A 23,376-nucleotide genomic window follows, 5' to 3' on the forward strand; every position below is an offset into this window, starting at 1 on the left:
TGCGATGTGACATTCATTTTTAATTTGATAGCACAGACTCAATAAGGGAAACCCATGACTTACTCTCATGATGATCAAGCAAACAAAAGCTCTTCACTTCAATTACTCCTATGTAGTTCTATTCTGGCACTCACTGTCTCTTTAAGCGCTTGCGGACAAGCTGCAGCAAACAAAGATTCTGAGCAAGCTGGTGATGTTGTTGAAGAAAAAATCATCCCAATTCCGGTAGAAGTCGACTCGGTTGCTGTTGGAAGTATCTCTTCAAATTATCAAACAACAGCGGTACTAGAAGCGAAAGAAGAAGCTTTTGTTGTTGGGCGAGCGTCAGGCATCATTGAAGAAATCATGGTCGAAGAAGGTGATTATGTTGAAAAAGGCCAAGTGCTTGCGAAGCTAGAACCAACTCGCTACGAGTTAGCCCTAAAGCGCGCTGAAGCCGACATGCAAGGAATTGAAAAAGAGTTAGCTAAAATCAATAAAGTCTATAATCAAAAACTGGTGAGTGATGATACCTACGATAAGATCACCGCACAGTATGAATCTGCAAAAGCCACCTTGGCGCTAGCTGAGCTTGATTTGAAAGAAGCGACCATTGTGGCACCTATCAGTGGTTATATAGCTGAAAGAAACGCGAAGGTAGGAAACTTAACCGAATCCTTCCAACGTGAAAGAATGTTTCACATCGTTCAGCAAAAAGAGCTATATGGCATTGTGTATTTGCCAGAAAAAGAACTCTCCAAAGTACATAAAGACCAAAAAGCAGGCCTAATTGTGACTGCATTGAGTGACAAACCCGTCAATGCTTTCGTTGAGCGTATTAGCCCCGTTATCGATTCTAAAACCGGCACATTTAAGGTCACACTTCGAGTACCAAACGATGAAAACCAATTAAAGTCTGGCATGTTCACTCAAGTAAAATTGAATTATGACACCCGTGACAATACTACACTAATCCCTCGTAAAGCGATGCTAGCGATAGATGACAAAGTGAATGTGTTTGTTGTTGATGACCAAGGTATGGCGAAAAAGGTAGCAGTCAAAATCGGTTATCAAGAAGGTAATTTGGTTGAAGTGATTGATGGTTTGATGGGTACTGAAAAGGTAGTGATAACAGGCCATCAAAACCTGAAAGACAACGCTACTGTTGAAATCGTAAACGGTTAATAAGGAAGTTCACCATGAAAATCATCGACGTTGCTGTTAATCGGCCGGTCACAGTGTGGATGTTTACCTTAGCTGTATTGCTTTTTGGTTTCGTTTCACTGTCTCGTTTGTCCATTAACTTATTACCCGAGTTATCTTATCCAACCCTGACTATTCGCACTGATTATATTGGTGCCGCCCCAGGGGAAGTGGAGCAGTTGGTGACTAAACCTATTGAGGAAGCGGTTGGCGTTGTGAAAGGCGTAAGAAAAGTGGTCTCTGCTTCAAAAGCTGAACAGTCTGACGTTGTGCTTGAGTTTGAATGGGGCACAGAAATGGACATGGCAAGCTTGGAAGTACGCGAAAAGCTAGATGTGCTTTTTCTGCCTTTGGATGTGACTCGTCCCTTACTACTGCGTTTTAATCCAAGTTTAGATCCTATTATGCGTTATGGGCTGGGAAGCAAGAACATCGATGCCGAGCAAAGCGATAGTGCTTCACTCACGGTGATGGATGTTAATACTACCAAACGTGTGCGGACCTACGCAGAAGAAGAAATTAAGCGTCGTATTGAATCAGTGGAAGGTGTTGCATCAGTTCGTGTTGGCGGAGGTTTAGAAAACGAAGTACAAGTGTTGATAAACCAGCAGCGTACAAGCCAATTGAATATCTCATTGAATGAAATTATCCAACGCTTAAAAGACGAAAACGTCAATGCGTCAGGCGGTCGAGTCGAAGATGGCTCTCAAGAGTATTTGGTGCGTACCATCAATCAGTTCGAAAGCTTAGACGATATGCGAAACATCTTTATTGCGAGCAGAGAAGGGCGCTATATTAAGCTTAGTGATGTCGCCGAAGTTATTGATTCATACAAAGAAAGAAGTTCTATTACTCGTTTCAATAGTTTTGAAGGTGTCGAAATTGCTATCTATAAAGAAGGTGATGCGAACACGGTTGATGTGGCAAATGCGGTAGCAAAACGCTTAGAACGTTTGCAAAACAATATGCCAGAAGAGTATGAAATTCAAAAAGTGTATGACCAGTCTGAATTTATCGCTAGTGCCATTGATGAGGTGAAGTCGGCAGCCATTATTGGCGGTGTTTTAGCGATGTTTATCTTGTATTTCTTCTTAAAAAATATCTGGCCAACGCTGATTATTTCTATTTCAATTCCGGTATCTATCATTGCCACATTTAACTTAATGAATAGCTATGATATTAGCCTCAACATTATGAGTTTAGGCGGTATCGCGCTCGCGATTGGTTTGTTAGTTGATAATAGTATTGTTGTTTTAGAGAATATTGACCGTCACAAAAAGAACAAAGTGAATGCGAAGGAAGCTGCGGCAAAAGGCACATCTGAAGTATCAATGGCTATTGTTGCCTCTACCTTAACGACTATGGCTGTGTTTTTCCCTTTAGTGTTTGTTGAAGGGATTGCAGGGCAGTTATTTAGCGACCAAGCCCTCACTGTTACATTCGCCTTAGCTGTATCCTTAGTTGTTGCGCTAACATTGATACCAATGCTAGCTGCGCGTGATAAAGCCGGTGCAACGAATAGTAATGATGCACCAGGTCTCGACTTAGGCCCACGCTCGTCACGTACAAAGCCAACGAGTAAAGTCGGTATATTTTTCTACTACCTGGGAGCGCCATTTAGGGGCTTAATTAAGCTAGTTTTTTACTATGTTCCAGCTGTTTTCGTTACCCTGGTATTAAGTATCTATAAACTTCTTGCAGTCGCGTTGTCTTATTTGTTTAAACCTGTTTTATGGGTGTTCGATAAAGTATATAACGTTTTGTCTGCCAGTTATTTTGTCGCTCTAAAAGGGGCATTGAAAGCGCGTGTATTAGTGATGATGTCCATCATGGCGGTATCTTTACTTTCTATCTTACTATTACCACGAATCGGTTTAGAACTGATTCCACCGCTTGCGCAAGGCGAGTTTGATGTGGAAGTTACCTTGCCTACTGGTACACGATTAGAAACGACTGATGCAGTGTTAAGTGAACTAGCCAGTTTCACGCAAGTTCAAGAAGGGGTTGAAAGAACCTATTCATTGGCAGGTACAGGTAGTTTAATGAATGCCTCACCAGCACAGGGCGGAGACTATTGGGGCAAGCTCAATGTCGTGATGAAAGATGGCACTACGCCAGAGCAAGCGAATGCAGTGCGGGAAGCCATGCGCGCTCATTTATCAAGAAAAGCCGGCGTGCAAAGTAAATTTGGTACACCTGAGTTATTTAGTTTCTCAACGCCACTAGAAATTGAAATTGCAGGTTATGACCTTGCGCTACTCAAGCAGTATGGAGATAAACTCGCAGGTGCTTTAGGTGAAGATAAGCGCTTTGCTGATGTGAAAAGCTCTTTGCAAACAGGTTCTCCAGAGTTAAAAATAAACTTCAACCATGCAAAACTTGCGCAATTGGGTTTAAATGCACCGGATGTATCACGTTTAATTGCGGCCAAAGTAGGTGGCGAAATTGCGACTAAATTTAGTATTGATGATCGTAAAATTGATATCCTTGTTCGCAATCAAAGCGACCAACGTAATTCTGTTGCGGATATTGGTCAGTTGATTGTGAACCCAGGTTCTTCACCGGCAGTCACACTGGCAACTGTGGCCGATGTTGAAATGTCCGTTGGCCCTAGTGAGATTTCTCGCGTTGATCAACAACGTGTTGTCTTAGTCAGTGCTAACCTAGCCTATGGTGATTTAGGTACCGCTGCAATTGAAGCGCAAAAGATCATTGATGAAACACAAGTTCCATTATCATTAGATGCCAAAGTAGCAGGGCAGAGCGAAGAGATGGAGGCAAGCTTTTCATCACTTTACCTAGCGTTAGCGCTGGCTGTGTTCATGGTTTATATTGTCATGGCCTCACAGTTTGAATCCTTCTTACATCCTTTCTTAATCTTGTTCACCGTGCCCATGGCTTGTGCTGGCTCCGTATATGGTTTGTTTATTACTGGCACGAACATTAGTGTCGTGGTGTTTATTGGCTTGATAATGTTGGCAGGTATCGTGGTGAACAACGCGATTGTACTTATTGATAGAATTAACCAGTTGCGCCAAGCGGGTACAGAGAAAATGGAGGCGATTATCGATGCTGCTCATAGCCGTTTGCGTCCAATTCTGATGACCACACTGACGACCGTTTTGGGCCTCTTACCGATGGCGATTGGTTTAGGTGAAGGCGCAGAAATTCGCACACCTATGGCAGTGACTGTAATATTTGGGCTGCTATTTGCGTCATTGTTAACACTGTTCTTGATCCCTATTTTGTACAGTATCTTTGATCGTAAACATTATGCTCAAACGAGCAAGGAATCGACGCCTGTGTTAACTGACGATGCGGAGGTTTCTCATGGATAAGTTATCGCATACGGGGGCAGCCTTAGCTTCATTTGCTATTCGCCGCCCAGTGACTATTACCATGCTGTTCTTTTCTTTATTGCTGCTTGGCTTAGGCGCGAGTCGCTTATTACCCTTGGAAAAATTTCCAGGTATCGACTTTCCTGAATTGTTTATTCAAATTCCATATGAAGATGCGACGCCAGCAGAAATAGAAAAAATGATCACGCGTCCTGTCGAAGAGGCATTAGCAACGATGTCGGGTATTAAACGCCTGCGCTCTTTTTCTAACGAGAACAACGCACAAATTAATGTGCGTTTTGACTGGAATGAAAATATTAAGGCAAAAGGTATCGAGGCCCGTGAAAAAATAGACGCAATCCGTCACTTACTACCTGACGATGTTGAGCGGGTAATGGTATTTAAGTTTAACTTAGCAGATATGCCAGTGTTTCAACTAAGGCTCTCCAGTGACCGCGATATTTCTAACTCCTACGACTTATTAGAACGCAACTTAAAAATGCCAATTGAACGCATTAAAGGCGTTTCGAGAGTGGAGCTGTACGGTGTATTAAAAAAACAAATATCCATTCGCTTAGATCCTGATCGTATCGCCGCTTTGCATATCGATACTGCACAGCTAACCAACACTTTACGTCAAGCTAACTTCTCTATGACAGCAGGGCAATTCTTTGATTTGGACCAAAAGATTACGGTCAACCCCGAGGGCGAATATAAAAGTAAGCAAGAAATCGCCGACTTGATTGTGGCAAAAAACGTGCGCTTGAGTGACATTGCTGAAGTGAGCTTTGAGACGCCAGAAGCAGATGAAGGTCGCCATCTTGATAAAACACATGCCATTGGTTTGAATATATTTAGAGAGTCTGGCGCAAACCTGGTAGAGGTCTCTACTGCGGTGATGAACGCAATTGATGAAGCAAAGGATAGTTCCGCGTTTAACGGTATTAATGTCTTTATTATGCAAGATGAAGCAGACAGCGTAACCACTTCATTGCAAGACTTATTAAACTCGGGCTTGATCGGCGCATTGCTGTCGATGGTCGTGCTGTATTTATTCCTTCGCAACGTTGCAACCACCTTGGTTGTTGTTCTGTCGGTCCCGTTTGCTATTTGTATCACGCTCGCATGCATGTATTTTATGGGTTATACCCTAAACATCTTATCACTGATGGGCTTAATGTTAGCTGTTGGGATGTTAGTTGATAACGCAGTGGTAGTGACTGAAAGCGTATTCCAAGAGCGTGAGAAAAATCACGCAGAAACAGAAGAGAGTAAAATAGAGGCCACTAAAAAGGGTGTATCCTTAGTTAGTTTAGCGGTGATTGCTGGAACGGCAACGACCGCAATTGTATTCTTACCAAATATCGTGGGTGTGAAAGCCGAGCTGACCGTATTTCTAGAGCACGTGGCTGTTTCCATTTGTATCTCTTTGTTTGCCTCACTTTTACTCGCGCAAACACTTATCCCACTATTGACGACAAAGCTAAAAATCCAACCTAAGCCCAAAGTGGCTAAGAATTCCATATTCAAGGCAAATTACGAGCGAGTATTGCGTTGGACCTTATCTCATCAAAAGATAACAGTACTCATCGCTTTTGGCATTTTAGCAAGCACCGCCATTCCATTTACCTTCATAAATAGTGATGAAGACAATAACGCTAATCAAGACCGGATTTGGTTGAACTATGATATTCAAGGTAATTACAACTTGGATGAGGTAGAGCTTACAGTCACGAAAATGGAAGATTTTTTGTATGCTAATCAGGAAGAGTTTCATATTAAGCAGGTTTACACCTATTTCACCGCAGGCTTTGCCGTTTCAGGTATTACCTTAGAACCCGATTTGCCCGTTAAAGTGAAAGAGTTAAAAGAAGCAATGAAAGAGCGCTTCCCACGTTTTGCCAGGGCTAAGCCCTCGTTTCAATGGGATCAGGGTTCTGGAGGTGGTGTTCGAGTAACATTATTTGGCCGCTCATCTGAAACATTACTAACACTTGCTAATCAAATCGTACCAATACTCAACAGCGTTGATGGGATCACAGACGTGAAAACCGATGTGGATAGCCAAGATCTTGAACTGCAATTGAAAGTTGACCGCGAGAAAGCTTATCGCTTTGGACTGGGCAGCAGTGATGTGGCCACTATCGTTAGCACCGCTTTGAGAGGCTCTAATTTGCGTACGTTTAGAAACGACAGTGAAGGGGAAATCGACATTCGTTTAATGTACGACGAATCACTACAGACCTCTGTTGATCGCTTGAAGAACCTAGTGATATTTAGAGATGGCGATCAAAATGTGACCTTAGACATGGTTGCAGAAATGACAGTACAACCCCGCTTATCACAAATTCAGCGTAGCAGTCGCCAAACCTCATTAAGTATCGGTGGCAATTTGGAAGAAGATGTCACCATTGATGAAGCTCGCGAAAAAATTCAGTCTATTTTGCAAAACATTGAATTGCCATCTGGCTATTCATGGTCTTTAGAAGGAAGCTTTCAGCGTCAAGACGAAGATGAGTCGATTATGCTGACGAATATGCTGCTTGCTGTGGTGATGATTTATATAGTCATGGCGGCCTTATTTGAATCACTTTTATTACCTACAGCCGTTTTAACCTCTCTGATTTTTTCCATTACAGGCGTGTTTTGGGCCTTCTTAATCACTGGAAATTCAATGACAGTGATGGGGATGATAGGCATGCTGATCTTAATGGGCATCGTCGTGAACAACGGTATCGTCTTGGTCGATAGAATTAACCAGCTTGCGAATTTGGGCATGTCGGTTCCAGAGGCGATTGTTGAAGGTTGTTTGACTCGAGCAAGACCCATTCTGATGACAGTATCAACCACGGTATTGGGTCTATTGCCATTGGCGATAGGTAACGTCAATATTGGCGGAGATGGCCCTCCTTATGCTCCCATGGCGATTGCCATTATTGGCGGCCTTATTTTCAGTACGGTAACGAGTTTATTTTTGGTGCCAATTGCTTATTTATTGTTACTGAAGATAAGACGCGCAGCGAGCGAGATGCTAGGTGACACAAAACGCGTTATCGGACGGGTTATTAAAGTGTGATAAAAAAGGCCACTCATTTGAGTGGCCTTCTTATTTGCTTGCGATTTATTCAAGTGCTATGCAGCAAGCTTGTGACACTTAGAACTTGTAACTGACACTCACTCTTGCATTAACTGGCTCAGCGACGGTAATGTTGTTGTCATTGTGAGCAGCTGAGAAATACGCTTCATCTAAGAGGTTTTCAATATTGAATTGAACACTGGTTTTCTCGTTAACTTGGTAATAAGCTGCTAGGTCAACGCGAGTAAAACTAGGTAGCTCAACGGTGTTAGACAAAGAAGCGAACTGCTCCGATTGATATACAAAACCAAGACCTAACCTCAGCTTTTCGCTAAATTCATAGTTGTTCCAAAGCGATAGCATATTCTCAGGGACTTGCGACAAAGTTCGGTTGCTAACGATACCATCGCTAACTCGGCCCATTTCATCAGCATCTAGTTGGCTATAACCTGCGTTGATTTGCCATTGGTCAGTAAGATAACCGACCACTTGTACTTCAAATCCACTGGTTTCTGTGCCAGTAAGTAGAGAACGTTCGGGGTTGCTAGGGTCAACCACAGTGCCGTTTTCACGCTCTATTTCAAAAATAGCAGCAGTCACAGCAAGTGTATCTGTTGGGTTCCACTTCACGCCGATTTCTTTATTTAAGAATTCTTCAGGTGCAAGCGCTTGAGTGCTCAGGTTAAGTGTTAAGAATTGATCACCTGAACGAGGTAAGAAAGACTTGCTGTAGCTCACATAAAGAGACAGGTTCTCATCTGGTTTGAAGATAGCACCAAGTCTTGGCGATACTTCAGTGTCTTTGCGGCCAAACAAACCCTGGGTATCGTTTCGAAGGGCAACATTGTCTGTAACATCAATATCAAAACTGTCGTAACGCAAACCTGCGACAAGAATTAACCAATCGGTGACGCGAGCTTCGTCTTGGAAAAACACCGATGTGAATGTTACGTCAGATGCTCTGTCTCTGGTATTGCGCTGCTCTTCAATGGGGGGCGCCACAAAGATACTATTCAATGGGATAGTAAACTTATCACTGCCGTTGAAACGTAATTCATCACGTTTGTTTGCAGTGTCTTGATTACCATATTCTGCACCCATTAGGATAGTGTGCTCAATCTCTCCTGTCATAATTTGACCAACAGCATTGATTTGCAGAATAAGGTTTTCACGCTGTGTCGGATCGATGTAGTTATCAATCGTCACTAGGTTCGTTTCTGCATCATATCCGGCAGGGTAAAAGTTTTGGTATAGCTTATCGTAGTCAGCAAATTGCAATGTACCGTTTATTGACCAGTCATCGTTAATGTTATGTTCAAGTACCGTTCGAGCGATATGACCTTCAAAAGTCGTAAGGTTGAAGTCTGGATCGCCAAAAAGCGTTTCATCTTGACCCACCAATGGTTCATTACCATTTGACGGCACACCACGGTCAATAACGCGCTCATCATCGACGTATTCATATGACAACGTTAACTTGGTTTCTTCACCAACATAAACAGAGTAGGTCGGGTTAATTGCAACGCGATCGCCTTCTTTCCCATCACGATGGTTTTCCATTGATTCGTAGAATGCGTTTACTCGGAGCCCTTGTTCATCGTCGATCTTGCGATTGATATCAAGTGAAACCGAATGGGCAGAGAAAGTATCAATCCCGGCATTCACTGACGCAAAACTATCGGTTAAGTCAGCTGTTTTTGAAACACGGTTAACGATACCGCCACCGCCACCGCGACCAAAGAGTAGGGCGTTAGAGCCGCGTAATATTTCTACGCGCTCAAGGTTGTATAAAGGACGGAAATATTGCACATCGTCGCGCAGACCATCAATGAAGAAGTCGGCTGTTGTATTTTGCCCGCGAATGGTCATTTGATCGCGATGATCTTCACCTTGCCCTGCGGAAGCTCCTGGCGTGTACTGAAGAATATCTGCCATGCTGCTTAACGATTGTCTTTCAATCTGGATTTTATCAACGACCGAAAGGGAAGATGGTACATTGATTAGAGCCGTAGGTGTTTTTAATGAGTCTGCAGAATTTTGCCCAAAGAAAGCACCTCTAACAGTGATCCTTTCAACAGCCTCTGCCGCATCTAAGTTAGCTTTGCTTGAAAAAGAGCTCGCCGCTAATACGGCGGAAATTGCTAAGCAGGTTTTTGTAAACTTCAATGTTAACTCCACTAATATTGAGATAATTTCATTATTTGCGGGCATTCTATAGGCATGTAATAAGATAGTCAATGCAAATGATAACGATTCTTATTAATGTTGTTGTGCGAGTAGTATCTTTTGTTCTAGTTGAAGGTTTGGGAGTGCAGCAATTAAGGCTGAATAAGCGGTTCTCATACTGGACCCCAACGTATAATTTTACCCTTTATTTCAGATGCTTAGCTAATGAATTATCGTCTAGTCCGATACGAGTAAGCAGGGCATCATATCGTAGATCATTTTTAATAGGCTCGAGTCTCTTATCGACATGGGTGAACACTAAGCAATTTGAACGAGATGAGACCGCTTCATTCAAAAGTGAAAATGCCCGTTCAAAGTCATCTAAAATGATGTAGTTGACTGCACTTTCATAGGGACACATATACTTATTCAGTGATTCTGCCTTTTGAAGTAATGAGGGTATTCTTTCTTTTTTACCAGCATACCCATAAGCTTGAGCCAATGCTAAGTAAGCATATGGAGATTCTGGGTCGAGCTTAATCCCTTTTTCCGCTATTTCAATTGCGCCAGTATAGTCACCATCTAAGGCTGAAGAAACACTAGCACCGCTGAAAACCATCCCTACCTGAGGATGTAAGCGTATTTGTTTTTTTGCCCATTCCCTAGCAAACTCTAGGTCGCCTACCATGGCCAAAGCCCAATGTCCCCAATCAGCAATTTCGACATTTAATGGGTCTAGCATTGTTGCTTTCTGCAATGCTCGATTGACTGATTTTTTATCTCCCATTGATGCAAAGTAGAGCGCAAAGCCTAGTTCTGTTAATGCTAAATCTGGGTTAGCTGTTTTTGCTCTGTTGAGAATTTTCCATGCATCTTCCCATCGCCAAGCAAGCACATAAGCTAAGCCTAATGCTGATAAAGCCTCGGCTGATTGGGGATCCTGAGTCAGTACTGCATTTACCGACGTAATGACCTTTGGTAGCACATCCGCAGGCTTTTCAAAATATGCCATAATAATGCGGTAGGCATTCGCTTTCGCGACTAAAGCGAGAATAAACGTAGGGTCTAATGTGATTGCTTGGTCAAACAGTTCAATTGATCGCAACAACGATGCATGGTTGAGGAGGTTAAGTTGTTCTTGACCTTTAACATAGAGCTCATAGGCCGCTAAGTTTTCCGTAGGTAGTGCACTCAATAGGGCTTTTTCGCCCTCGCCTAATACAATCTCCAATGACTCAGTCACGGTATTGGCAATATTATTTTGAATCGTAAAATAGTTTGACTCATTGACGTTAGTTTCAAAGTCTCGACTCCAAATGAGCTTTTCTGATTGTAGGCCAACCATATCGGCGCTTATTCGAATGTAGCCACTGCCACTGTGATTGATTACAGCGTTCAAGACATAACTAACGTCCGGTAATTTATTGCGAATATGAGAGTAAGAAGGATCCTCTCTAAAAATAAATGCGGAAGAGGCAGGAATGACTCTCAAATCAGGAACATGGTTTAGTTTTCGTATGACTTCCCTTGTCATTTGATCAGCGAACGCTTGCCATTTTTCATGTTCAACAGACGACACGGCGAAAGGTAATACAAGCACAAGCCGTCGTTTATCTTCGTTACTTACTGACGTTTCGTTGGTCCACCATAGCCAAAAGCCAATAAACAATACGATTGAGATAAATAGTGTAGTTAGGCGCCTAATGTTTCGTTGATTCTTTACTGGTATTTCATTCAATTGAGGCTGAGCCAACTCCTCAACATCAGCTACAAACTGGTAACCACGCCCGCGAATTGTTTTGATCACGCTTTGTAATTCGCCGCTATCACCGAACAGTTTGCGAGCACTTTTAATGTGGTTGCTTAAGGTTGTATCAGTCACTTCTCGGTTGGCCCAGATTTGTGCAAACAATTCGTCACGAGAAATAACGGTATTTCGATGATTCAGTAAATAGACAATGACATCAAATACTTTTGGTTCAACAGGCACCGTCTTGCCCGAATCACTAAATGTAAATTGCGTTGTATTGATCTCATATTGAGAGACACGATAAATCATGAACCTAGTCTTTCCTAACCATGGTGTATTTCCAATATTAACTATTTATGTCGTATAAGTCTTGTTGCATAACGTAAGCTTATTCATTCGTTAGGTAATCATTAGGCAAGTGTTACTGATAATTCATGTAAATAACACGAGAAGTTACAAAATAGGAATTGTCGCAATCTAATTTAAGGAAACTGCTGTGCCTAATCCAATTGAAGTGCTTATAGACCCTATTTCACTATCGTTGCTCGCTTTATTTTTTCTACTATTCATTGTCGAAAAGGCGTTTCCTGCGAGATATCAGCCGATCAGCAAAGGCTGGTATTTAAGAGGGGGTATATCGTTCATCGTCTACTTTTATGTGGCCACATATTTGCCATTAATTTGGGACAAATATTTACAAGCTTATCAACTATTTGATCTAACACAGGTGAGCACTTGGCTGGGTGTTCTGATAGCTTTACTGGTCTTCCAAGGACTATTGTATGTGTGGCATCGTTGTATGCATCAGAGTGATTCCCTGTGGCGTATTTTTCATCAAATGCATCACAGCGCAGAGCGAGTAGATACGGTAGGTGCTTTCTACTTTAGTCCTTTCGATATGATTGGGTTTACCTTTCTTGGTAGTATTGGTTTAGTGTTAGTGGTGGGTATTAGCCCGCAAGCGGCGACTTATTTTTTGCTGATATCGCAATTTTTAGTTGTTTTTCAACATTGCAATATCCGCACACCCCATTGGCTGGGTTACATCATTCAACGCCCAGAAAGTCATAGTATTCACCATGCTAAAGGCATACATGCATACAACTACAGTGACTTACCTATTTTTGATATTGTGTTCGGTACGTTCAGAAACCCGAAGCGTTACGATGTAGAAATAGGCTTTTACCATGGCGCATCAGCCCGAGTATTAGAAATGCTTAGGTGGAAGGATATTTCCAGAGATAAGAGATAACAATGCACTCGAGTGTGCACTTGCTAAATGCAAGTGCACGACCTCTTGGTCTTATGCCTTAAGTAGATTACTGAGTTTAGGCTTCTGCCTGCTCCTTTACCAAACCATTGCTTTGCATGATGGCTTTGATTTCATCTACGCTACTAGGATCGTCTATTGTGGAGGGAGTGATAAAATCTTGGTTTTCTGCTATTTGACGCAAAAGCTTCCTGAGGATTTTGCCTGAGCGTGTTTTTGGCAAGCGGGGCACAACGATGGTCTGCTTTAAGCAGGCCACAGCACCTATTTCTTTTCTCACCATTGCCACTAGCTCATTCTGAAGCTCTGCTTCGCTGATGGTAGCGCCGTCTTTTAACAAGGCCAAACCGACAGGGACTTGCCCTTTTAAACTATCATAGACGCCAATGACGCTGCACTCAGCAACGGCATCATGAGCTGCTAGAATCTCTTCCATTTCGCCAGTTGATAAGCGGTGACCGGCAACATTAATGACATCATCAGTCCGACCCATAACAAATAAATATCCGTCTTCATCAATGTAACCACCATCTCCGGAGCAATAGTAACCGGGGTATTCGGTTAAATAGCCAGAAGCGAAACGATCGAAATCGCCCCAAATACTGGCTAAACAACTTGGCGGCAAAGGCAACTTGATGGCAATAGAGCCTTGAGTATTTGCAGGTAGAGGCTTTCCATTGTTATCCAAAATCTGCACATGAAAGCCTGGTACAGGTTTCGTTGCAGAGCCCGGTTTGGTCTCTAACTTTTCAATTCCGACCAAATTAGAAGCAATTGCCCAGCCAGTCTCGGTTTGCCACCAATGGTCAATGACTGGTTTTGCGGTTTTCTGTTTAGTCCATTCATATGTTGGTGGGTCAAGACGTTCACCCGCCATGAAAATACTATGTAAGCTGGATAGGTCATAATTTGCCAACAAAGATGCCTCTGGATCTTCTTTTCTTATTGCACGAAACGCAGTTGGGGCAGCGAAAATAGCATTGACTTTGTATTCCTCAATGACTCGCCAAAATGCACCAGCGTCAGGCGTTCTAACAGGCTTGCCTTCATACACGATACTAGTGCAACCGTGCAATAGTGGAGCATATACAATATACGAGTGACCAACTACCCAGCCTACATCAGAAGCAGCCCAAAATACATCACCTTGCTGCATATTGTAGACAGCAGACATCGAGTATTTTAAGGCGACTGCGTGACCACCATTATCGCGCACAACGCCCTTGGGTTTACCCGTTGTTCCTGAGGTGTAAAGAATATAAAGAGGATCTGTTCCTTTTACACTGACACAGTCTGCTCTCGGTGCTTTGCAGACCGCGCTAGCCCAATCAATATCGCGACCTTCTTGCATTGAGGCCAGGCATTGCTCTCGTTGTAACAAGATAACTTTGTCTAGTTTGTGAGAAGCGAGTCTAATTGCTTCATCAACCATGGGCTTGTACTCAATAGTTCGATTGATTTCTATGCCACACGAAGCGGTTATTAAAAGGGTAGGTTGGGCATCGTCTATTCTAACTGCGAGCTCGTGTGCAGAAAAACCACCAAAAACAACCGAGTGGACGGCACCAATCCGAGCTGACGCTAGCATGGCGATGACTGCCTCGGCTATCATAGGCATATAAATGACGACGCGATCACCTTTACCAACACCATGACTTTGCATTAGGCCCGCGAAGTGAGCTACTTTCTCGAGCAAGTCATGATACGTGATTTTTTGCTTAGTTGAGGTCACCGGTGAGTCGTAAATGATAGCAGTTTGATCGCCACGGCCTTGCTCTACATGATAGTCAAGCGCCATGTAGCAAGTGTTCATTTCACCATCGGCAAACCATCTTGCAATCCCATTATCGTCTTCAGATAAAATTTGTTCTGGTGCTTTAAACCAGGGTAAGTCCGTCGCTTTGTTTCGCCAAAATTCCTCTGGGTCGTTTATAGATGCTTGATATTCAGTGTTGTAAGACATGCTCAATTACCTTCTGTTATTCTGTCTTCACGCTACGCAATTAAAGTGAACAGCATGATTTGATGAATTATTTTTTAGTTAATCTTGGCTTATGCCAACTACCATAATGCAAAGTAACAAGTGGCGATATGCGACTTCAGTTTTAGCTATGAAAGTTTTCAAGCTGGCTTTCAATTTTGTTAAAGGTCCATACGACTATAATCGCGTTGAATAACTCAGGTAAAATGCTAGCATCTGCCTATACATCCTTAACGAAGTTCCAACGTGCTCGCAGCTCTGAAACCATTCTATCCCGTTCTGTTTTTACTCGTCTGGAGTGCTGGTTATGCCATGGGTAAACTTGCGTTGGTTTATACCGAACCATTCAATTTGCTGGCGTTCCGTTTTTTCGGTGCATTTTTAGTTCTTACCCCTTTGGTACTTTTATGGCGATTACCGATACCTAATTTTCGCCAATCCTACGCATTAATGGGGACCGGGCTTTTCTTACATATAGGTCACTTCGGCAGTATTTACCTTGGAATGAAACTGGGGGCGAGCGCGAGTATTATGGCTCTCTTTGCGGCGTCACAACCTGTTTTGGTTATTATCTCTAGTGCATTACTCGCCAAGAGAGTGCCTGCGTGGAATGTATGGGCTAGCTTAAGTTTGGGTTTATTAGGCGCAGCTCTAATTATTGGTGTAGATATGGATGGAGATGAAGGATATTTATTGGGAGCTATCCTTGGTTTTACCGCCGTAGTTGGACTTTCTATCGGCCAAGTCATTGAAAAGCAGAGAAAGCTAGGTGTTCATCCTATTGTTGCTACATGGGTGCAATATGCGTTTGCTTCCGCGATATCTATCCCTTTTGCTTTGTTCTTTGAAGGCTTTGTTATGGAAAGTAGCCTACCTTTTTGGGGGGCAATTTCATTTTTAGTGATTGGTAATTCGATTGTTGGCATCTTATTAATGTTTGCAATGGTTAGGCAGGGCTCTATAGCAAAAGTTGCTTCTATCATGTTCATGGTACCGGCGGTTGGGGCCTTAATAGCATGGCTTGTTGCAGATGAAGTGCCACAGCTAATGATGATACCTGGCTTCTTGCTTGCAATGTTAGGTGCCTTATGGACAAATAAAATAGCCTCGAGAAATTAAAGGCTTGTTGCTTAGTGATTGTCTGAATAGGCCGACTCAGTTATCATTCGCACGCCTGAATAATTCAGGATCGATAATCCTGAGCGAATTCCAGAGGTGATAAACCTCTCACCTTTTTCAATCAGCCGTCACAGCAACAGAGTGAAAGTCTTTATGACCCAAGCAGAAAATATCCAAGGTTTATTAGCGCCAATTAACGCATTTCTTCTATGCGAAACACCTCAAGCTTGGGTAGATGAGGCTATTAAGCCGAAAAATCTTTCTATTGTGCTACTTGACCATTTAGTGTGTGAACTTAAAGCAGCACAAAGTGCCATGTTTTTGATTCGTCGTTACGCGGTGGACAAAGAAAGTGCTCAGGCACTGCTAGCTTGGTTAAAGCCATACGAAGACTTCACTTATCGAATGCAAGGAGATTGGCGAGATTTAGCGAAGCATAACAAGCTTAATAAATCTATGATGGCGCTTGAAGGTAATCAATACGGACAAGAGCTCGTTGATAAAATGGTCTTGTTGATAAAGGAAGAGTTACATCATTTCTATCAAGTACTTGAAATGATGGAGCATTATCAGGTGTCGTATGAAAACATCAGTTCAAGTCGTTACGCAAAAGGCATGCTTAAGCATGTAAAAACGCACGAGCCGAACGCGCTAATTGACAAGCTAATTTGTGGGGCCTTTATTGAGGCGCGCTCGTGTGAACGCTTTGCTAAGTTAGCGCCATTTGTAGATAAAAAGCTGGGCGATTTTTATGTTTCGTTATTACGGTCTGAAGCACGCCATTTTGAAGACTATTTGACGCTGGCTGAGTCAATCGCTGGGCAAGATATATCAGTAAGAGTGAATGAATTCGCACAAATTGAAGCTGAGCTGATTGTGTCGAGCGATGATGACTTTCGTTTTCACAGTGGTGTACCTACTCAGGGATTGAGCACAAACTCATCTTTGCGGATGAATAGCACGTCTCCACTTTGATATTTCCCATCAATAATATCCACGATATATTTACTCAAATGCTCGCAAGTCATGGCATTAGCATTTGACAGATTTAAACCATCTCTAAATTTCGTATCAATGGCACCAGGGCAAACACAATAAGCATCATATCCATCATTTGCTAAACTCTTAGATAGTGTTAATACACCAGCTTTCGCACTGCAATAAGAAGACCAATTGCCATAGGCATTGAAAGCTGCGGTTGAAGAGATATTAATAATTTGCGTATCTGGTTTCGCTTTAACTGCAGCTTGTGATACCAAAAACGTACCAATTAAATTTACGTTGATATCGTTTATCCACTTCTGGGGATCGGCATCTGCAAAACGTGCCGGATGAATGCTGCCAGCATTATTGATGACAACATCAAAGGACTTGTCGGCAAAGAAATTTGCGACGGCTTCTGGTGAGCTTACATCTAAGTCTTTGCGGCTAACTGTTGTGATGTCGAAGCGTTGCTGGTGTTGCTCCTTAAAACTACTGGCCCAATCACCTGCACCACCTGTTATTAGCACGTTCAGCATTACTTCACCTCAGGGTTTTGGTGAACATCTGCTTCATCAACCAGTTTTTTGTATTGATTATATATTTTCGTTTTTAAGTTCGAGCTGCTTACGCCAGCGCCGTAAGGGAAGTAGAACACTTGCACACCTAAGTCTCGCAAATAGTCATACTTACCACGCCAATCATCACCCACAACAAAAATATCAATATTTAGGTCTTTTACACGCTCTGAGTGCTCTAAGGAACGCTGTGGAATAACGACATCAGGGTACTTTAGCGCTTCAATAATGGCTATACGCTCTTCAAACGGAACGCTAGGTGGCTTTTTGTATGTGCAAACAAGTTCATCTGTGCTAACGCCGACAATCAAGGTATCGCCCAAGCCGGCGCCGTATTCAATCATTTTTAGATGATTGCGGTGGAAAAGATCAAACGTACCGGATACATAGACAACCGTTCTCATAAACGACTCCTCGTTGTTTTTGTTTAATGTTTGAGCTCAAGCTTCTCCACTAACTCCATTTCATTGACTTCGAAAGTCACGGTATATTCACCGGCTTGCGATTCAGAGTCACGAGGGAAGGGGAAGTTTATTAACTTAGCTTTCGTTGAATCAAAACTGAAGCGACCTATCACTTTTCCATTTGGATCGCGCAGGGTGGTTCTCACATCAGTTGTCGGTTTTTTACTAAACTGTGGACGAACAAGTAACCTTTCAACACAGACGAGTTCTTCAAAACGCGGCGGCTGACAGTATGTGGGGGTGGTATAGACCTGTTTCAAATAAATATTGCTAGACAAATCTCTTTCTAATTCACGGATAGTTTCTTGTAAACGCAACTTTTCTTTAGAAAACCTCAATGACTCTTCATTTACCTTGGCAAGTTCATTGCGAAGGACTTGAGTTTGTGTCGAAAGGTCGCTGTTTTTATTGTTCAAATCAGCCATGCGTTCTTTCATTGAATTTAATTGCTTACCTAAGAAACTAGCTTGGACAGCGTTATCACTGCACTCTTCGGCATTGTAGACCTGGCTACTGGTGATTTTTGCTCGTTCTCGCGCCTGTTGCTTGGATAATGCTAACGCTGCAGCTTGGTCATTACGACATTGAGCAAGTTGTGCAATATTTCTATCAACTAACCCTCTTGTCTGGGTCAATTGCGTTTGAGCGCTTTCGCTTGAAGACTCTAGGAGACTGTTCTTTGCCTCAAGTGCCTCTATTTCTGCCTCTAACTTAGTATTGGCGTCAAGTAAGCTGATCATATAGTCGGTATCTATCGCGTCAGAGTCTTTCTGATTTTGTTGAATATAAAGTGCGGCGAGAATCACGATGTTTATCACAACCAGTACTAAGTACTTGATGCTTCTTTTGAACATGTTAGATGTCCTTATCAAATTGCAAGAATGTGATGACGCTTTCTACTACCTGTTGGGCGTCGAGTCTGAGGGTTAATGAAAACTCAACTTGGAATGATAGACATCAATGAGTTGTTTTTCAAACACTTTTGGCCATATTGTCTGATTTAAAATTGTCGGGTTTCTAACGCGAGTGAATCGGGCGTTGCTACTAGGATGCTTCCTTGATCGTACCAATCTCCCAAGACGATGCGTTGCATGGGTTTGCCGTTAATTTTGAAGTGGTGAACGAAGGGGCGGTGGGTATGTCCATGGATTAAGAGATCCACTTCGTGATTGCGCATAGCGTCTTCGACTTCAGACTGAGTAACATCCATGATATCTGCGGTGAGTTGTTTTTGATTGTTTTTACTTGTTTCTCTGCCTTTCTCTGCGATATTTTTTCGCATACTTAAAGGAAGCAATAACATTAGACGTGGCCACCACCAACTGCGAGATTTTTTCCTGAATTTCTGATATGCCACATCGCGTGTACACAATTCATCACCATGCATGATTAAGGCTAAGCGCCCATATAAATTAATCACGTCTTGTTCGGGGAGAATTGTCATACCCGCTTTTTCAGCGTATTCCTCACGAATCGCAAAATCACGATTGCCGTGAATAAAGTAAATAGGGACAGTTTTGCTTAATGTACGAAGTGCTTCAGCGATGCTTTCTGAAAACTCGGTGATGTTGTCATCGCCAATCCAGACCTCAAATAAGTCGCCGAGAATATATAAGGCGTCAGCTTGTTTAGCCTCGGTTTCCAGAAAACGGAACAAGCATGCGTTGATATCATCCCGATCTGCACTTAAGTGCAGATCTGAGATGAAATAAGTGACCGGTTTATTCAACAATGCTTGCCGATTCAATTACAACGTCTTCTAAAGGCACATCTTGATGCATGCCCATGTTCCCAGTTTGTACGCCTTTGATTTTTTCAACAACGTCCATGCCTTCAATCACTTCAGCAAACACGCAGTAACCGTAGCCTTGTACATTTGGTGCAGAGAAATCAAGAAAGTCATTGTCTTTCACATTGATAAAGAATTGCGCTGTTGCAGAATGCGGGTCTTGCGTTCTTGCCATTGCCAATGTGCCAGTTTTGTTGCTTTTGCCGTTGTCCGCTTCGTTCTCAATCGGATCATTCGTTGATTTTTGTTCTAAGCCAGCTTCAAAACCACCACCTTGGATCATGAAGTTACCGATAACACGGTGGAAAATCGTACCGTTGTAAAAACCTTCTTTTACGTAGGTAATAAAGTTTGCCACTGTTTTCGGTGCCGCATCTTCAAATAAGGCAATTTTGATGTCGCCGTGATTTGTTGTTAATAACACATGTTGCATAATGTCTTCCTAATATCAGAGAAATTTTGTCGCAATGTTAGCGTAAAACACCCACAAGACCAATGCTCAAGCGTTCATTTTGCTGCTTAATTCACAAAACGGGTTCACATTTATGGCTTGAGTGCTAGAATTCGCGGCTAATCATAAAACCAACATAGGTAAATAGCGCTGATGTTACAGATATTCAACACACTCACTCGTAAGAAAGAACCCTTTACTCCTTTAGTTGAGAACAAAGTGGGTCTTTATGTGTGCGGAATTACTGTTTATGACCTGTGTCATATGGGGCATGCTCGCACTTACTTAAGCTTTGATATTATGGTGCGTTATTTACGTCATGCGGGATATGAGGTGAACTACGTTAGAAACATCACCGATGTTGACGACAAAATCATACAGCGAGCTATTGCCAATAATGAAACGCCAAGTCAATTGACTGAGCGAACCATTGCTATGATGCATGAGGACTTTGCTTCAATTAATCTTTTAGAGCCTGATGTTGAGCCGAAGGTGACTGAGCACATGGACGAGATCATCGACGTGATACAGCGTTTGATGGATAAGAAGTATGCATATCAAGCGCCGTCGGGTGACATTTTGTTTGATGTTAGTTCGTACGAAGCCTATGGCCGTTTGAGCAAGCAAGACCTAAGTCAGCTTAATGCTGGTGCGCGGGTTGAAACTTCAAGTGACAAAGATGATCCGCTTGATTTTGTACTATGGAAATCGGCGAAACCTGAGGAGCCTAGTTGGGAGTCACCATGGGGCAATGGCAGACCAGGATGGCACATTGAATGTTCAGCTATGAATCACAAACACTTAGGTGAACACTTTGATATCCACGGTGGCGGTTCAGATTTGATGTTCCCTCATCACGAAAATGAAATTGCGCAATCATGCTGTGCATTTGATACACCATATGTGAACACTTGGATGCACGCGGGTATGGTACAGGTAGATGACGTAAAAATGTCGAAATCACTGGGTAATTTCTTTACATTGAGAGATGTGTTGAAAGTACATGATCCTGAAACCTTACGCTTTTTCCTCATGTCTGCTCATTACCGCAGTCAGTTAAGCTATTCTCAGGACAGTATCGCGCAAGCAAAAGCGGGATTAGAAAGACTATACACTGCACTACGTGGCATCGATGCCAACTTAGATGTAGCGTTATCCAAAGGTGGCTATTTGTCTCGTTTCGAAGCTGCGATGAATGATGACTTTAATATGCCAGTGGCTTTCTCTGTATTATTTGATGTGGCTAGAGACCTGAATAAAGCAGAAGGTGATGAAGCTGCCGACCTTGCGGGTGTTTTACAAAAACTAGGCGGTATATTAGGTATTCTGCAAATGTCACCTGCCGATTATTTGCAAGGAAATATTGCAGGAGAGGGCAGTGATGAATTTGCCTCAAAAGTAGAAGCGTTAATTGAACGACGCAATACGGCACGCTCAAATAAAGATTGGCCGGCAGCCGACGCAGCGCGCGATGCACTTAACGAGTTGGGCGTGGTGCTAGAAGATAGCGCTTCCGGCACCACTTGGCGTAAAGCTTAGGTTCTTGTTACGTCTACGTACAGCTTGAGTTTTTGCCCAGGCTGTAAGTAGCGCTTACTGTTCAGATCATTCCACTTAGTAATGTCACTAATTGAAACTTTAAACTTGCTGGCTATTCGAGATAATGAATCACCGTTTCTAACCGTGTAGGTCAGTTTGCGCATGATGCTATTGTCAGTTTGCTGGGGCGATACTTTATTTACCCAAACGACAAGGTCTTTACCTGGCATCAATGGATCTCGTGGTGCCATACCATTCCATTTTGCTAGTTCACGCACTGACACTTTGTATTCGCGAGACAAATCCCAGAAGGTATCACCACTCTTAATCTTATGAGTGAGTTGATAGGCCCCTTTCTTTTGAGCTTGAGTTCGGGCTAAGCGCTGATCTGCCGATAGTGAGTATTCTTCTAGGCTTTTCAATGCAACCGGTACTAACAAGTAATCGTTTGCGTATATGACGTTATTCTTCATGCCATTAATGCTTTGAATCACATCAATCGTGGTGTGATATTTATTGGCAATAAGACCAAGACTTTCACCCGGCTTCACTTTATGGCGTACCCAATTTAATCTATCTTTAGGATCGGTGTCTTGTAGCGCCAGCGTAAATGTTTCAGCCACTCGCTTAGGTACGACTAAACGGTGTGGACCATCCGGATCAGTTGCCCAGCGATTAAATCCAGGGTTTAGAGCATGTAACTCTTCTGTTGTTAAACCAGCAAACTTCGCTGCCATAGCAAGGTCAATCTGAGAACCGACATCAACAATTTCAATCACCGGCTGATTGCTGATTTCAGGCCAATCAAAGGTATATTCTTGTTGATTTGCAAGAATATCTGACAGGGCCAATAGCTTCGGCACATAGGCACGTGTTTCGCGAGGTAAGTCTAAAGACCAAAAGTCAGTTGGTTTACCGCGGCGTTTATTGTTTCGGATTGCTCGCATGACACGACCTTCGCCACTGTTGTAAGCGGCCAGAGCATGTAACCAATTACCATCGAAAAGTTTATGAAGGCGCTGAAGGTATTTAATTGCACCTTCGGTGGAAGCGATAACATCACGACGACCGTCATACCACCATGTTTGCTTCATACCATAATTTTTGCCGGTGCCAGGGATAAACTGCCACATGCCTGCAGCACGCCCATGCGAATAGGCGAAAGGATCAAATGCGCTTTCAACGATAGGTAATAAAGCCAGTTCCGCTGGCATGTTGGCTTTTTCCAACTCTTCAACGATGTAATATAAAAACGGCTCAGCGCGCTTCGATACTCGTTTCATATAGGATGGATGACGCAAATACCATCGACGTTGATTTTCAACTCGTTTTTGATCAGGCACCGCAAACGTCAAACTCTGACGAACTCGTTCCCAAACATTGGTAATTTCGATAGGGGCTGGTACTTCATCTTCAATTAGTGTGAGTTCAACCGGTTTCGCTGGATGAACGACTGGAAGCACGCCTTCTGCGTCACTTTCACAATAGGTATGGTCAGCGTCGACAGCGACGTTGCAGCTTAAATCGTTTGCAAAGGCAAAGTTTTCTTGGCTGGTATTCTCAATTTCATGCCCAATCTCATGCTCACTCTCGCTCGAGTTAGATGCATTATCGGTAGTCTCACTTGGTGTGACGAGGCAACCCGTCAACACTAGGGGCAGCATAGCTGCGAATATGTATTTCATTAGAACC

The 23,376-nt window shown here is 42.8% G+C and carries 16 protein-coding genes; 7 read left to right on the forward strand and 9 right to left on the reverse strand.

Going from position 1 to position 23,376, the window contains the following annotated elements; genetic code table 11:
* The first annotated feature begins 54 nt into the window (after positions 1-54).
* From RM556_RS00295 to RM556_RS00305, 3 genes are read left to right on the forward strand one after another with little or no spacing between them, the layout of a single operon-like run.
* Complete coding sequence (locus RM556_RS00295; protein ID WP_311359963.1) at positions 55-1,164, forward strand: efflux RND transporter periplasmic adaptor subunit; 1,110 nt, start codon at positions 55-57, stop codon at positions 1,162-1,164.
* A 14-nt stretch (positions 1,165-1,178) separates the two neighbouring features.
* A complete protein-coding gene (locus RM556_RS00300) occupies positions 1,179-4,520 on the forward strand; it encodes an efflux RND transporter permease subunit (RefSeq protein ID WP_311373568.1) in 3,342 nt (1,113 codons plus the stop codon).
* Entirely contained in the window at positions 4,513-7,596 is a 3,084-nt protein-coding gene (locus tag RM556_RS00305; protein ID WP_311373569.1) for an efflux RND transporter permease subunit, read from the forward strand. Before RM556_RS00300 ends, RM556_RS00305 begins: the two co-directional genes overlap by 8 nt.
* 78 nt (positions 7,597-7,674) lie before the next feature.
* On the opposite strand, the gene RM556_RS00310 is transcribed toward RM556_RS00305, so the two are convergent.
* Complete coding sequence (locus RM556_RS00310) at positions 7,675-9,762, reverse strand: TonB-dependent siderophore receptor (RefSeq protein ID WP_311373570.1); 2,088 nt, start codon at positions 9,760-9,762, stop codon at positions 7,675-7,677.
* 205 nt (positions 9,763-9,967) lie between these two features.
* Entirely contained in the window at positions 9,968-11,821 is a 1,854-nt protein-coding gene (locus tag RM556_RS00315) for a winged helix-turn-helix domain-containing protein (RefSeq protein WP_311373571.1), read from the reverse strand.
* 187 nt (positions 11,822-12,008) lie between these two features.
* Between RM556_RS00315 and RM556_RS00320 the strand changes: the two genes are divergently transcribed.
* Complete coding sequence (locus RM556_RS00320) at positions 12,009-12,764, forward strand: sterol desaturase family protein (RefSeq protein ID WP_311359968.1); 756 nt, start codon at positions 12,009-12,011, stop codon at positions 12,762-12,764.
* 76 nt (positions 12,765-12,840) lie between these two features.
* Here RM556_RS00320 and RM556_RS00325 read toward each other — a convergent pair whose 3' ends face one another.
* Complete coding sequence (locus RM556_RS00325) at positions 12,841-14,745, reverse strand: propionyl-CoA synthetase (protein WP_311373572.1); 1,905 nt, start codon at positions 14,743-14,745, stop codon at positions 12,841-12,843.
* Positions 14,746-15,009: 264 nt separating this feature from the next.
* Between RM556_RS00325 and RM556_RS00330 the strand changes: the two genes are divergently transcribed.
* Positions 15,010-15,882: a DMT family transporter gene (locus RM556_RS00330; RefSeq protein ID WP_311373573.1), complete on the forward strand. Its 873-nt coding sequence runs from the start codon at positions 15,010-15,012 to the stop codon at positions 15,880-15,882.
* A gap of 153 nt (positions 15,883-16,035) precedes the next feature.
* Positions 16,036-16,857: a tRNA isopentenyl-2-thiomethyl-A-37 hydroxylase MiaE gene (gene miaE, locus RM556_RS00335; protein WP_311359971.1), complete on the forward strand. Its 822-nt coding sequence runs from the start codon at positions 16,036-16,038 to the stop codon at positions 16,855-16,857.
* Here the strand turns inward: miaE and RM556_RS00340 are convergent.
* From RM556_RS00340 to RM556_RS00360, 5 genes are all read right to left on the reverse strand, one after another.
* Positions 16,803-17,402: an SDR family NAD(P)-dependent oxidoreductase gene (locus RM556_RS00340; protein WP_311359972.1), complete on the reverse strand. Its 600-nt coding sequence runs from the start codon at positions 17,400-17,402 to the stop codon at positions 16,803-16,805. The two genes, miaE and RM556_RS00340, sit on opposite strands and share 55 nt — an antisense overlap.
* Positions 17,402-17,845: an adenylyltransferase/cytidyltransferase family protein gene (locus RM556_RS00345; protein ID WP_311359973.1), complete on the reverse strand. Its 444-nt coding sequence runs from the start codon at positions 17,843-17,845 to the stop codon at positions 17,402-17,404. The genes RM556_RS00340 and RM556_RS00345 overlap by 1 nt, the downstream gene beginning before the upstream one ends.
* Positions 17,846-17,868: 23 nt before the next feature.
* Complete coding sequence (locus RM556_RS00350) at positions 17,869-18,759, reverse strand: hypothetical protein (RefSeq protein WP_311359974.1); 891 nt, start codon at positions 18,757-18,759, stop codon at positions 17,869-17,871.
* Between the two features lie 146 nt (positions 18,760-18,905).
* Positions 18,906-19,652 (reverse strand): UDP-2,3-diacylglucosamine diphosphatase, encoded by a 747-nt coding sequence (gene lpxH, locus RM556_RS00355; RefSeq protein ID WP_311359975.1) that lies wholly within the window; start codon positions 19,650-19,652, stop codon positions 18,906-18,908.
* On the reverse strand, positions 19,627-20,127 hold the full coding sequence (locus RM556_RS00360; RefSeq protein WP_311359976.1) for a peptidylprolyl isomerase: 501 nt from the start codon (positions 20,125-20,127) through the stop codon (positions 19,627-19,629). The genes lpxH and RM556_RS00360 overlap by 26 nt, the downstream gene beginning before the upstream one ends.
* 171 nt (positions 20,128-20,298) lie before the next feature.
* Here RM556_RS00360 and cysS point away from each other — a divergent pair, with 171 nt between their 5' ends.
* On the forward strand, positions 20,299-21,684 hold the full coding sequence (gene cysS, locus RM556_RS00365; RefSeq protein ID WP_311373574.1) for a cysteine--tRNA ligase: 1,386 nt from the start codon (positions 20,299-20,301) through the stop codon (positions 21,682-21,684).
* Here cysS and RM556_RS00370 read toward each other — a convergent pair.
* A complete protein-coding gene (locus tag RM556_RS00370; RefSeq protein ID WP_311373575.1) occupies positions 21,681-23,369 on the reverse strand; it encodes a LysM peptidoglycan-binding domain-containing protein in 1,689 nt (562 codons plus the stop codon). The two genes, cysS and RM556_RS00370, sit on opposite strands and share 4 nt — an antisense overlap.
* Positions 23,370-23,376: the final 7 nt, after the last annotated feature.

This window comes from Alteromonas sp. W364 (genome assembly GCF_031846205.1).
Classification (GTDB): Bacteria; Pseudomonadota; Gammaproteobacteria; order Enterobacterales; family Alteromonadaceae; genus Glaciecola; species Glaciecola blandensis.

What these genes read in the sequence shown, in the direction of transcription:
- RM556_RS00295 (WP_311359963.1), top strand. Translation starts at nt 55, where the DNA reads ATGACTTACTCTCATGATGATCAAGCAAACAAAAGCTCTTCACTTCAA.
- RM556_RS00300 (WP_311373568.1), top strand. Translation starts at nt 1,179, where the DNA reads ATGAAAATCATCGACGTTGCTGTTAATCGGCCGGTCACAGTGTGGATG.
- RM556_RS00305 (WP_311373569.1), top strand. Translation starts at nt 4,513, where the DNA reads ATGGATAAGTTATCGCATACGGGGGCAGCCTTAGCTTCATTTGCTATT.
- RM556_RS00315 (WP_311373571.1), bottom strand. Translation starts at nt 11,821, where the DNA reads ATGATTTATCGTGTCTCTCAATATGAGATCAATACAACGCAATTTACA.
- RM556_RS00325 (WP_311373572.1), bottom strand. Translation starts at nt 14,745, where the DNA reads ATGTCTTACAACACTGAATATCAAGCATCTATAAACGACCCAGAGGAA.
- miaE (WP_311359971.1), top strand. Translation starts at nt 16,036, where the DNA reads ATGACCCAAGCAGAAAATATCCAAGGTTTATTAGCGCCAATTAACGCA.
- RM556_RS00340 (WP_311359972.1), bottom strand. Translation starts at nt 17,402, where the DNA reads ATGCTGAACGTGCTAATAACAGGTGGTGCAGGTGATTGGGCCAGTAGT.
- RM556_RS00345 (WP_311359973.1), bottom strand. Translation starts at nt 17,845, where the DNA reads ATGAGAACGGTTGTCTATGTATCCGGTACGTTTGATCTTTTCCACCGC.
- RM556_RS00350 (WP_311359974.1), bottom strand. Translation starts at nt 18,759, where the DNA reads ATGTTCAAAAGAAGCATCAAGTACTTAGTACTGGTTGTGATAAACATC.
- RM556_RS00360 (WP_311359976.1), bottom strand. Translation starts at nt 20,127, where the DNA reads ATGCAACATGTGTTATTAACAACAAATCACGGCGACATCAAAATTGCC.
- cysS (WP_311373574.1), top strand. Translation starts at nt 20,299, where the DNA reads ATGTTACAGATATTCAACACACTCACTCGTAAGAAAGAACCCTTTACT.
- RM556_RS00370 (WP_311373575.1), bottom strand. Translation starts at nt 23,369, where the DNA reads ATGAAATACATATTCGCAGCTATGCTGCCCCTAGTGTTGACGGGTTGC.